At 62.4% G+C, this 12,172-nt stretch carries 10 protein-coding genes; 2 read left to right on the forward strand and 8 right to left on the reverse strand.

Annotated elements, in window-relative coordinates:
- Positions 1–10: 10 nt before the first annotated feature.
- Both O0881_RS18170 and hppD read right to left on the reverse strand, forming a co-directional pair.
- Positions 11–3,607, reverse strand: a complete 3,597-nt coding sequence (locus tag O0881_RS18170; RefSeq protein ID WP_289912437.1) for an indolepyruvate ferredoxin oxidoreductase family protein — start codon at positions 3,605–3,607, stop codon at positions 11–13.
- Between the two features lie 196 nt (positions 3,608–3,803).
- Positions 3,804–4,931, reverse strand: a complete 1,128-nt coding sequence (gene hppD / locus O0881_RS18175; RefSeq protein ID WP_099665780.1) for a 4-hydroxyphenylpyruvate dioxygenase — start codon at positions 4,929–4,931, stop codon at positions 3,804–3,806.
- A 125-nt stretch (positions 4,932–5,056) separates the two neighbouring features.
- Between hppD and O0881_RS18180 the strand changes: the two genes are divergently transcribed.
- Entirely contained in the window at positions 5,057–5,581 is a 525-nt protein-coding gene (locus tag O0881_RS18180; RefSeq protein WP_034753092.1) for an Lrp/AsnC family transcriptional regulator, read from the forward strand.
- Here O0881_RS18180 and O0881_RS18185 read toward each other — a convergent pair.
- The 4 genes from O0881_RS18185 to O0881_RS18200 all read right to left on the reverse strand — a co-directional run bounded on the left by O0881_RS18185 (position 5,573) and on the right by O0881_RS18200 (position 10,168).
- Positions 5,573–6,286 (reverse strand): GNAT family N-acetyltransferase, encoded by a 714-nt coding sequence (locus O0881_RS18185; RefSeq protein WP_099665781.1) that lies wholly within the window; start codon positions 6,284–6,286, stop codon positions 5,573–5,575. The genes O0881_RS18180 and O0881_RS18185 overlap by 9 nt on opposite strands.
- Before the next feature lie 87 nt (positions 6,287–6,373).
- Entirely contained in the window at positions 6,374–7,471 is a 1,098-nt protein-coding gene (locus O0881_RS18190) for a multifunctional CCA addition/repair protein (protein ID WP_289912438.1), read from the reverse strand.
- 12 nt (positions 7,472–7,483) lie between these two features.
- Entirely contained in the window at positions 7,484–8,200 is a 717-nt protein-coding gene (locus O0881_RS18195; RefSeq protein WP_289912439.1) for a glutathione S-transferase family protein, read from the reverse strand.
- 12 nt (positions 8,201–8,212) lie between these two features.
- Positions 8,213–10,168, reverse strand: coding sequence for a lytic transglycosylase domain-containing protein (locus O0881_RS18200; RefSeq protein ID WP_289912440.1), 1,956 nt, complete (start codon positions 10,166–10,168; stop codon positions 8,213–8,215).
- A gap of 137 nt (positions 10,169–10,305) precedes the next feature.
- Here O0881_RS18200 and O0881_RS18205 point away from each other — a divergent pair, with 137 nt between their 5' ends.
- The gene (locus O0881_RS18205; protein WP_289912441.1) at positions 10,306–10,833 is read left to right on the forward strand and encodes a 5-formyltetrahydrofolate cyclo-ligase; all 528 of its coding nucleotides are present in this window, start codon (positions 10,306–10,308) and stop codon (positions 10,831–10,833) included.
- A 15-nt stretch (positions 10,834–10,848) separates the two neighbouring features.
- Here the strand turns inward: O0881_RS18205 and metF are convergent, their stop codons facing one another.
- Together metF and O0881_RS18215 are read right to left on the reverse strand one after the other, a co-directional pair.
- Positions 10,849–11,679, reverse strand: coding sequence for a methylenetetrahydrofolate reductase [NAD(P)H] (metF, locus tag O0881_RS18210; protein WP_034783533.1), 831 nt, complete (start codon positions 11,677–11,679; stop codon positions 10,849–10,851).
- Positions 11,666–12,022 carry a phage holin family protein gene (locus O0881_RS18215; protein ID WP_099665786.1) on the reverse strand — a complete coding sequence of 119 codons (357 nt, stop codon included), beginning with the start codon at positions 12,020–12,022 and terminating at the stop codon, positions 11,666–11,668. Before O0881_RS18215 ends, metF begins: the two co-directional genes overlap by 14 nt.
- Positions 12,023–12,172: the final 150 nt, after the last annotated feature.

Consider the following 12,172-nt stretch of genomic DNA (forward strand, 5'->3'; position numbering starts at 1 on the left):
ATTCACCCCATCACGCCACAGTGGCCGCCACGGGTGCCGCCACGACGGGCGGCAGCGGCGTCGGGGCGTTGAAGGCGATCAGCAAACTGGCTTCCTTCTCTTTCGCCGCCTTCAAATGACGCTCCTTCACGTGGCCATAGCCGCGGATATCTTCCGGAATGCTGGCAATCGCCACGGCTTGCGCCAGCTTGGCCGTCGTCAGTTTCGGCAGCAAGCCGCCCACCGTCGCGCGGTACTCAAGAATCAGCGCGCGCTCCATCTTGCGCTCGGCCGTATGGCCGAACACATCGAAGGCCGTGCCGCGCAAGCCCTTGAACTTGGCCAGCACGCCGAACGCCTTCAGCATCCACGGGCCATATTCCTTCTTGATCAAATGGCCATGGGCATCCGTTTTCGCCATGATCGGCGGCGCCAGGTGGAACTTGAGCTTGATGTCGCCTTCGAACATGGCGGCGATCTTCGCCTGGAAGGCGCCGTCCGTGTACAGGCGCGCCACTTCGTACTCGTCCTTGTAGGCCATCAGCTTGTAGAAGTAGCGGGCCACGGCTTCCGTCAGGCGCAGGTGCGGGCCATTCAGGGCGCTTTCGGCGGCGCGCACCTGGCCGACGAAGTCCAGGTACTGCTGCGCATACGCGCGGTCCTGGTAAGCCGTCAGCAGGGCCACGCGCTTTTCGATCAGGTCGTCGAGCGTTTCGATGCGCTTGAATTCCACCACCTTGGCTGGCGTCGTCATGCGCACCAGGCTGGCCGCATCGTGGGCGCCCGCGCGGCCCCAGTTGAAGGCGGCCTTGTTGAACGCCACCGAGACGTTGTTCAAGTCGATGGCCTTCATGATGGCAGCTTCCGACAGCGGCACTTTGCCCTTTTGCCAGGCGTAGCCGAGCATGAACATGTTCGTCGCGATGGAGTCGCCCATCAGCGCCGTGGCGATCTGGCCCGCGTCGATGAAGTCCACGTGGTCGCTGCCGCAGGCCTTTTCGATTTCCATGCGCGCCGAGGCGCCGGGGAATTGCCAGTCCGGGTTTTTCACGAAGGCCGCCGTCGACGAGCTGGTCGAGTTGATCATGGCCCAGCTGCGGCCCTCTCCCATGCGCGACAGAGCGTCGCGGCTGGCCGTGACGATCAAGTCGCAGCCGATGACCAGGTCGGCCGCACCGGTACCCACGCGCGTCGAGTGGATATCTTCCTGGCGGTCTGCCAGGCGCACGTGCGACATCACGGGGCCGCCTTTTTGCGCCAGGCCGCTCATGTCCAGCACGGAACAGCCCTTGCCTTCCACGTGGGCCGCCATGGCCAGGATCTGGCCGACGGTAACGACGCCCGTGCCGCCGATGCCGGTGACCAGGATGCCGAACGGCTCGGCCGTCGACGGAATGACGGGCGTCGGCAAGGCCGGCGCCGCTGGCGCGTCCTTGTCGGCGGCAGCCGCCTTCTTCGGCTTTTTCAAGCCGCCGCCTTCCACCGTCACGAAGCTGGGGCAGAAACCCGTCGTGCACGAGAAATCCTTGTTGCAGGACGACTGGTTAATCTGGCGCTTGCGCCCCAGTTCCGTTTCCAGCGGTTCCACCGACAGGCAGTTCGATTGCACGGAACAGTCGCCGCAGCCTTCGCAGACGGCTTCGTTGATGACGGCGCGCTTGGCCGGATCCGGGTATTCATTGCGTTTCCGGCGGCGGCGTTTTTCCGAGGCGCAGGTCTGGTCGTAGATCATGGCCGATACGCCGGGCATGTCGCGCAGTTCGCGCTGCACGTCCATCAATTCCGAACGGTGGCGCACGGTGACGCCTTCCGCCCAGGCGTAATCGTCCGGGTATTTTTCCGGTTCATCCGTGACGACGATGATGGGGCCCACGCCTTCGGCGGCGATCTGGCGCGAAATGATGGCCGGCGACAGGGGGCCGTCGAATTCCTGGCCGCCCGTCATGGCCACCGCATCGTTGAACAGAATTTTATAAGTGATGTTCACCTTGGCCGAGACGGCCGCGCGGATGGCCAGGATGCCCGAGTGGAAATACGTGCCGTCGCCGAGGTTGGTAAATACGTGCTTTTCATTCGTGAACGGCGCCTGCCCCACCCAGGTGACGCCTTCGGCGCCCATGTGGGTGAAGGTCGACGTTTCGCGGTCCATCCACAGCACCATGTAGTGGCAGCCAATGCCGGCCAGCGCGCGTGAGCCTTCCGGCACCTTGGTCGAACTGTTGTGCGGGCAGCCGGAGCAGAAGAACGGCGTGCGGTCCTTTTGCGGATCCGGTTTCACGCTGATGGCCTTGAGGACGTTTTCCTTCGCTTCCAGGTAGGCGATGCGCTCCTTCACGCGCTGCTCGACCGGGTGGCCGGCGTAGTAGCGCGAAATGCGGCTGGCAATGGCGCGGGCGATCATGGCCGGATTCAGTTCATAGGTGGCCGGCAGCAGCCAGTCGCCGTGCCCCGTCCCCTTCTGGTTGCTCCATTCGCCCGTGTCGTCGAACTTGCCGACCACGCGCGGACGCTCGCCGTCCTTCAGGTTGTACAGCTCTTCCTTCAACGCGTATTCGAGGATTTGCCGCTTTTCTTCCACCACGAGGATTTCGTCGAGGCCCTTGGCAAATTCATGCACGCCGTCCGCTTCCAGCGGCCAGGTCATGCCGATCTTGTACAGGCGGATGCCGATGTCGGACGCCGTCTGTTCGTCGATGCCCAGGTCGGCCAGCGCCTGGCGCGTGTCCAGGTAGGATTTGCCGGCCGTGATGATGCCGATGCGCGCCTTCGGGCTGTCCCAGATGATCTTATTGAGCTTGTTGGCACGCGCATACGCCAGCGCCGCATACCATTTGTAGCTATTCATGCGTACTTCTTGTTCCAGCACCGTGTCGGGCCAGCGGATGTTCAAGCCACCGGCCGGCATTTCGAAGTCGGTCGGCAGGGTGATCTGCACGCGGTCCGGGTCGAAATCGACGGCGGCGCCCGACTCGATGATGTCGGTCACGCATTTCATCGACACCCATAGCCCCGTATAGCGGCTCATGGCCCACGCGTGCAAGCCGTAGTCGATGTATTCCTGCACCGACGACGGGTACAGCACGGGGATGCCGCAGGCGTTCAGGATATGGTCGGACTGGTGCGCCGTGGACGAGGATTTCGCCGCATGGTCGTCACCGGCCAGCACCAGCACGCCGCCATGCTTGGCGGAGCCGGCGTTATTCGCGTGTTTAAAGACGTCGCCGCAGCGGTCGACGCCAGGGCCCTTGCCATACCACATGCCGAACACGCCGTCGTATTTCGCGTCTTCGAACAGATTCGTTTGCTGCGTGCCCCAGACGGCCGTGGCGGCCAGGTCTTCGTTCAGGCCCGGATGGAATTTGACGTGGTGTTCATCGAGGTATTTCTTGGCCTTGATCGCCGTCATGTCGACGGACGTCACAGGCGAACCGCGGTAACCGGTGATGTAGCCGGCCGTATTCAGGCCAGCCTTCAAATCGCGCTCGCGCTGCAGCATGGGCAGGCGGATCAGCGCTTGCGTGCCCGTCATGAAGGCGCGGCCACGCTCCAGCGTGTATTTGTCGTTCAGGGAAATTTCGGACGCGTGCGCGCCCGGCTCAAGACTCGAGCCCTTGATTGGTGCATTCATTACTTGTCTCCATTATTCTCTGTGCTACGCGTGCAAAGTCGGTTGAACTCACACGTACCGGCTGTGCCTTGTGGACAATGCCGGTGCGGAAAAATGACTTGTTTGTCGTAGACTACCACAGGAATGCGCGCAGTTCTTTGCTGCGCTGCACTCCGGTGCTGCTGCCTTTTTTACTACTATTTGTTACAAAGCAACATTACGCCGCGTTCGTATCTTTCAGCACGCCGCGCTTGATCTGATCCAGCTCGATCGATTCGAACAGGGCGCGGAAATTGCCTTCGCCGAAGCCCTGGTCGCCCTTGCGCTGGATGATCTCGAAGAAGATCGGGCCGATCACCGTCTGCGTGAAGATTTGCAGCAACAGTTCGCGTTCGTTTTCCGTGCTGTGGCCATCGATCAGGATGCGCAGGCGGCGCAGTTCTTCCAGCTGCTCGCCATGGTTCGGCAGGCGGCGGTTGACCAGCTCATAGTAAGTTTCAATCGTATCCTGGAAATCGATACCCGTATCGCGCATGCCTTGCACGGACGCGTAGATATTGTCCGTACCCAGCGCGATATGCTGGATGCCTTCGCCATGGTACTGGTCCAGGTATTCGGCGATCTGCGACTTGTCGTCCGACGATTCATTGATCGGAATGCGGATCTTGCCGCACGGCGAAGTCATGGCCTTCGACTTGAGGCCCGTCAACTTGCCTTCGATGTCGAAATAGCGCACTTCGCGGAAGTTGAACAGGCTTTCATAGAACGTCGCCCATTCCTTCATGCGGCCACGGTGCACATTGTGCGTCAAGTGGTCGATATACGTCAGGCCATGGCCGACGGGGTTGGCGACGGCGCCGGGAATGGCGACGAAATCGACGTCATAGATGCTGATGTCGCCGATGCCACCCGGCGCGGCCGCATCCGGCTTGTCGGCGCCCTTGCCGCGCCAGCGGTCGACGAAGTACAGCAGGGAATCGCCCACGCCCTTGATGGCGGGGATATTCAGCTCCATCGGACCTGTCTTATTGTCGAAACCCCAGGCGCCCAGCTCCAGCGCGCGGCGGTACACGAAGGCCGCGTCGTCGACGCGGATGGCGATGGCGCACACGGACGGGCCGTGATGGCGGGCAAAACGCTGCGCGAACGAATCTTGTTCGGCATTGATGATGAAATTGATGTCGCCCTGGCGGTACAGGGTCACATCCTTGTGGCGGTGGCGCGCGATGGCCGTGAAGCCCATGTTCTCGAACAGCTTGCCCAATGCTTTTGGGTCTGGTGCTGCATACTCGACGAACTCGAAACCATCGGTACCCATCGGGTTATCCCAAGGCTGAAATTGCATGATGTCTCCTCCAAGAAGTAGCGCACAGTATAGGCGCGGTCTGTGGGCATTAAATGCCAAAGATCTCCCGAACAATCATGATTTGCGCAATAATATTGCGTGAAAGTCGAACCACCGGAGGAAGCATGAGCAAAATTACGCTGGATAAAACGGATCGCAAGATCCTCGCCGTCCTGCAGGCCGATGGCCGCCTGTCGAACCAGGACGTGGCCGAGCAGGTCAGCCTGTCGCCGTCGCCATGCTTGCGCCGCGTCAAACGGCTGGAAGAAGCGGGCGTGATCCGCCAGTACGTGGCCCTGCTGGACCCGGAAAAGATCGGCCTGGGCTTGCTCGCCTACGTCAACGTGCGGCTGGAAAAGCACAGCGACGCCACGGCCCACAGCACGGCGCGCGTGCTGGCGCCGAATCTGGTGACGAATACCTCGCCGCGCGCCGACTTTGCCGTGGCCGTGGCGCAATGGCCGGAAGTGGTGGCCTGCTATGCGATGACGGGCGAAATGGATTATTTACTACGCGTGCACGTGGAAGACATGGAGCACTTTTCGCGCTTCATGATGGCGACCCTGCTGCGCCATCCGGCCGTGCTGGACGTGAAATCGAGCTTTGCCCTGCAGCGCATCAAGGATACGACGGCCCTGCCCTTACTGTGACGGCGGTGACGGCGGTCCGGGCTTCTTCTTGCGCCCCGGCAAGCGATCCCACAGTTTGAACGCGGCGCGCGCATTGGCCTTGAACGTGTAGTCGAACATGGCAAACTGTTCCTGCACGGCTTCCTGCAGCATGCTGGTCGGGTTCGGCGGCAACAGTTTCAGATATGCATCGGCTTCGCCATAGTCGCGCTGGATTTCCATGCCCGCTTTCTTGGCGATATGCATCATCGTCTTGTTCGACGACAAACAGTGCATATACAGGGTATCGACATCGTTGTTACGGCAGTGAATCGCCGCCCGTTCGAACAATTTCGACCCGACGCCCATGCCGCGCATGGATTTCGACACGGATACGCCAAACTCCGCCACCTGTTCCTTGTCCGTCACCACGCTTTTCGCCGGCGACTGGTCCTTCGGCGCAAACGCCAGGTGCCCCACGCCCACCAGCTTGAACAGGCTGTTGTAGACGCCGTAGATCATGTCGCGCGAAAAATCCATCTTTTGCACGTACTGGGCCACGAGTTCATCGGGCAAGGCGCTGCCGAAGCGCAGCAGGCGGTCGCTTTTCTCGAGCGACAGGAAATGCTTCATCATGCGGCGCCGGTCGCGCTCATGCAATTGCTTGACGAGCACGGTCGGACGCCCGCCACCGCTACGGCTGAGCCAGCGGCGAAACGGGTTTTGAAACAGCTTGGGTAAGGTCACGTCGACTCCTGGGGGCGGTGCTGCGGCGCGTCAGGCCGGCATTGTGCAGTGCAACATTGTGGCGCCATTGTAGCCTATTCCCGCCACTCAAGCCTGGGCCAGGAACGCTTGCACGGCCGCCACCCGCGCCGCGTGGATGACTTCGGGGATGCTTTTCGGCTCCGCACAGCCTTGCGCCAGCGCGCCCGCATTCACGGCGCGCGCCGCGTCCAATCCGCCCTGCAGCCGCGCCGCCTGAGGGAAATCGCCAGTGACCAGCCCGTCGCAAGCCACGGCTTGCAGCAGTTGCGCAAAGCGCTGCGGCTTGCGCAAGCCGTCGCAGCGTTCGCACAAGCTCACCACGGCTTCGGCGCTCAGCGCCAGCGCGCCATTGATATGGTCCCGCTCGCGCGCCGCCATGACGGCCAGCTCGCGACACTCATTGGGCACGCGCAAGCGCTCGCTCAGTTGCTCGATGGCATCTTTGCTCATATGCAGCATCAGGGCGGCGAAACGCACGGGCAAGTCATGACCTTGCGCGGCGGCATGGTCGACGACCTGCAGCAAGCGCTCGCTCAGCGTGATTTCGCCCATGATGCGCGCCAGGGCGCCGCATTCGTGCAGCACCGTCAGCATGCGCGAAGGATGGCTTTCCATCAGCCCCTTGGCCACTTCCTGCCACACGCGCTCGGCCACGAGGGCGTCGACTTCGCCGTCCTGCACCATCCGGCGCATCAGCTCCAGGGTGGCGGGCGCGACAGTAAAAGTATGAAAGCGGGCGGCAAAGCGGGCCAGGCGCAAGATGCGCACGGGGTCTTCGCCAAAGGCGTCGGAGACGTGGCGGAAGATTTTGTTGCGAATGTCCGCTATGCCGCCGAACGGGTCGGTCAACGTCCCGTCCTCGGCCCGGGCGATGGCGTTGATGGTCAGATCGCGGCGCACCAGGTCGTCTTCCAGCGTGACGTCGGGCGCCGTGTGGAAGACAAAGCCCCGGTAGCCGGGCGCCGTCTTGCGTTCCGTGCGGGCCAGGGCGTATTCTTCCTGCGTCTTCGGGTGCAAAAACACGGGAAAATCCTTGCCGACGGGCCGGAAGCCCTGGCGCAGCATGTCTTCCGGCGTGGCGCCCACGACGACGTGGTCGTGGTCTTTCACGGGCAAGCCCAGCAGTTGGTCGCGCACCGCGCCACCGACCGTGTAAATCTTCATAACACTCTTTTCTTATTCAGGTAATTCCGCGTCGTGCTTGGCAGCGACTTCCGTTTCCGCCAGCGCTTCCGTGATCCAGCGGGCCACGGCCGGGTGCGCCTGCACGCGCTCGCAATACGCGTTCAGGGCCGGCGCCAGGCTCACGCCATACGTGCGGAAACGCATGACGACGGGGGCGAAATACGCGTCGGCGATGGAAAAATCGCCAAACAGGAACTGGTGGTGGCCAAAGCGCGACAAGCACTCTTCCCAGATTTCGCTGATGCGGCCAATGTCGGCCTGCGCGGCGGCCGTGCGGCCACGTCCCGGCAATTTTGCCTTGATATTCATCGACATATCGGTGCGCAAGCCGGTAAAGCCGGAATGCATTTCCGCGCAGATACAACGCGCCATGGCGCGCGCGGCCACGTCTTGCGGCCACATGTATTTATCGGGAAACTGCTCGGCCAGGTATTCGCAGATGGCCAGGCTGTCCCAGATCGTGATCTCGCCCGCCAGCAGCACGGGGACCCGGCCGCAGGCCGAATACTCGGCGATTTTGGTGGCCGTGTCGCTCTGGTCGAGCAGCACGCGCACTTCCTGGAACGGGATGCCGAAGGCCGTCATGGCCACCCATGGGCGCATCGACCACGATGAGTAATTCTTGTTGCCGATGATAAGGGTCAGGCCCGGCTCGCGCGCGGCGGCCAGGGTTTGCGTCAGGCTGGGATCAAGGATGGTCGTTTGCATGGTCGGCGGACTTTAGTTGGATGATGGCAAATCGGCGGAAACGGCGCTGTTTTTCGGTCCCACGGTGCCCAGGCGCGCCTTCAGCGACTGCGGGCTCTTCTCGAACAGGGCAGCGTAATAGGTGGCGTTGGCCATCACGTTTTTCACGTAACCGCGCGTTTCCGTGTACGGAATGATCTCGGCAAAGACGGCGCCTTCCAGCGGACGCGTCATGGTCGCGCGCCAGATGCGCAGGCGCCCCGGTCCCGCGTTGTAGGCGGCGCTGGCCAGCACTTGCGAACCGTCAAGACCGCCAAGCACCATGTTCAGGTAATTCGTGCCCAGCAAGACGTTGGTGCGCACATCGCTCAAGGTTTCCGTGACGAAATCGGTGAGGCCGATCTTCTTGGCGACATAACGGGCCGTCGACGGCATGACCTGCATCAAACCGGACGCGCCCACGTGCGACTGCGCATCCATGATGAAGCGCGATTCCTGGCGGATCAAGCCATACACCCAGGCCTTGTCCAGGCCCAGGGTTTGCGTGGCCGGATGCATGACGTCGTCGTGCGGCGTCGGGTAGCGCTGCGTATAGTCCACTTCCAGGCGCGTGCGGTCCGAGGTGTTGACCATGCGGTCGAGCACATTGTTCTGGCGCGCAAATTCCGCGGCCGCCAGATGCTGGCGGTCCGTCATCGAACGCAATTCCCAGTTCCACTCGCGCGTGCCTTCGAAGCGCAGACGCATATTGAAAAATTTCAAGGCGCGCTGCAAGCCCGGATTGGCGGCCATGGCGGCAATTTCCGTCGGACTGACGGGCTGGCCCGGCGGCGGCAAGACCAGATGGTTGCCCAGTTCTTCATTGGCCAGCAAACCATAGAAATTCGACTGGTCGGCAATCGTGCGGTACAGGGCGTCCGCCTGCGCATTCGGGCGGCCCGGCGTTTCCGCCTGCTGCGCGCGCGCCAGCCAGTACACCCAGGTGGGATCCGTGCGCAGCGAGGCCGGCATGGCCTGGATGGCGGCCTTCACCAGTGGCCAGTTGCCTTCACGCAAGGCGATACGCGCCTTCCATTGCATCTGCTCCTGGGTCAGAGGTGCGCCATTGGTTTTTTGCCAATATTCGAACGCTTCCGGCGCCAGCGCATACGACGCTTGCAGGGCCAGGCTGGCCCAGCCGATGGCCTGTTCCTGCGGCGTCAATTGCGCGCTCGCCTTTTGCAGGGCCACGACGCCCAGTTTCAAGGTGCTTTTCGCCATGCGGCCAACGGCCACCAGGTACATCTCGTGGTCGGCACGGCTGGCGCCCGCGCCCTTGGCCAGCACCAGCGCCGGCAAGTCGATGGCTTGCGCCATCTTCGCATCGGACGCGCCCAGCAGCAGCGCGATGCGGCGGGCCGGGCCGGTAGCGTTGGTCTGGCCCGCCAGGCGGATCTGCGCCCACAGGTCGTTCGTGTCGAACTGGCCATTTTGCGCCAATGCCGCGATCAGGCTGCCGCACGCTTCGCCATAGCCGGGCGGCGAGACGAGCAGGTTGCGCGCCTCGGACGCCACGTTCTGCCCCTTGGCGGCGCGCGACATCAGCGCGTAGCACTTGAGCTGGGTATCGTCGTCGAGGGCGAATTGCGGGTATTGTTCATCAAACACGACCCAGTCGCGCTTGCGGCCCAATTCCAGCAGCCAGTCGTTGCGGAACCGGTCGGCGATGGCGCTGCCCTTGTAGCGGTTCAGGTAATCGCGAAATTGTGCCTCGGTCAACTGTTTGATGCGCGGTTTCAGCCGATAATAGTCGACATACGAGGGAATCTGGTAATTCGTCAGGCGCCCCGCATAAAAGTCGGCTTTTTCGACGTCATCCTTGCGCGCGGCGTCGCGCAGCAGCAGGAAGGCATCGTCCTCGCTGCGCGTGTCGGGAGCGGCGGGCGTTACGGTGGCGGACACCTGGGCCAGGGCGGCCAGGGGAGACAAGGCCGATGCAACACACAGCATCGTGCCGGCAATCCATTTCAGTGGGGAAATCAATGTACGACTCTCAATCTTAACTTGATGGTGATATGAATAGCGACCCTAGAATAACATGCGATCCGGCTGCACGGCCACCCATTGCGCCACAGGAAAAAGCCGGCTTGCGCAAAGCCTTGCTGGCGGCCCGGCGCGCCCTGCCCGACGCCACGCGCGCGCAGTGGGATGCGGCCATCGCGCAGCGCCTGCTGGACTGGTGCGCGCAGGAAAACGTCGAGGAACTGGGCGTGTACTGGCCCCTGCATGGCGAGCCGGACTTGCACGGCGCGTATGCGCAGCTGGCCGCGCGCGGCGTGCACTTAAGCTTGCCGGTGGTGCTGGAAAAGCATGCGCCGCTGGCATTCAGTGACTGGCGGCCCGGAGAAGCGATGGTCAAGGATGGCATGGGCGTGGCCGTGCCCGCCGAATTGCGCCTGCGCCCGGCGCCCGCCACCCTGCTGGTGCCTTGCCTGGGATTCAATGAGCAACGTTTCCGCCTCGGCTATGGCGGCGGGTATTACGACCGCACCCTGGCGCAACTGCCCCGTCCGCGCACCGTGGGCATCGCCTATGCCTGCCTGGCGGCAAGCTTTCCCAACGGCGAATACGACATCGCCCTCGATCACATCGTGACCGAGGGCGATCTGCTCTGACGGATCAGATGGGGATTACTTGACCAGGCGCTGCCACAGTGCGGTCGTGGGCGCCGCCTGATTCATGCTGTAGAAATGCAAGCCTGGCGCGCCGCCTTCCAGCAGGCGTTCGCACAAGCCCGTCACCACGTCCAGGCCAAAAGCCTTGATGGACGCGCTGTCGTCGCCAAAGCTGGCCAGTTTCAGACGCACCCAGCGTGGAATTTCCGCGCCGCACATGTCCGAAAAGCGCATCAATTGCGTGTAATTCGTGATCGGCATGATGCCGGCCACGATGGGCACGTTGATGCCCATCTTCTGCGTCTGCTCGACAAACTGGAAATACGCGTCGGCATTGTAGAAGTACTGGGTGATGGCGGCATCGGCGCCGGCCTGCACCTTGCGCGCGAACGCGTTCAAGTCGTCCTGCGGCGAACGGGCTTGCGGGTGCACTTCCGGATAGGCAGCCACTTCGATATGGAAATGGTCGCCCGTCTCGGCGCGGATGAATTCCACCAGCTCGTTGGCGTAGCGGAACTCGCCCGAGGCACCATAGCCGCTCGGCAAGTCGCCGCGCAAGGCCACGATGCGGTTCACGCCAGCCGCCTTGAAGTCGGCCAGCACGGCGCGGATCGATTCGCGCGAACCGCCCACGCAAGACAGATGGGGCGCGGCCTGCTCGCCGGCCGCCAGGATCTCGCGCACGGTGTCCAAGGTACCCTGCTGCGTCGTGCCGCCGGCGCCAAAGGTCACCGAGAAATACTTCGGATGCAATTCAGACAACTTGACACGCGTGGCGCGCAGCTTTTCCGCCCCTTCCGGGGTTTTCGGCGGGAAAAACTCAATACTGAAGTTATGCTTTTCCATCGTCGTTGCTCAAAAGTAATGTCGACAAGGCCCAGGAAATGATGCTGTACAGAATGGCACCGCCCACGGCAGACCAGAAACTGGCGACATGGAAACCAGCGATCATCTGCGCCACCAGCCAGAACATGAAGCCGTTGATGATCAAAATGAACAGGCCCAGCGACAAGAACGTCACGGGCAGGGTCAGCAGGATCAGCAAGGGACGGATCAGCGCATTGACCAGCCCCAGCACGGCAGCGGCCAGCAGCGCGGTCCAGCCGCTGCTCATCGTCACCGAGTGCATCAGGTAAGGGACGGCAAACAGGGCCGCCGCATTGATAAACCAAATCAGTAGCAAGCGCATTTCTCTAGCCTGTCAAAAGTGATAATCGACCGGCGACGGCCGGACTTTTAAATTACACAAGTGAGCCTTGTTGCCTCGCGAACCGTAGCGAGCGGATGCGCGGCGTGGCCGAGAAGCGCAGCTGTACGAAGGTACAGCGAGCATCGCCGG

Origin of the sequence: Janthinobacterium sp. SUN100, assembly GCF_030397705.1 — a bacterium.
Lineage (GTDB): Bacteria > Pseudomonadota > Gammaproteobacteria > Burkholderiales > Burkholderiaceae_D > Janthinobacterium > Janthinobacterium kumbetense.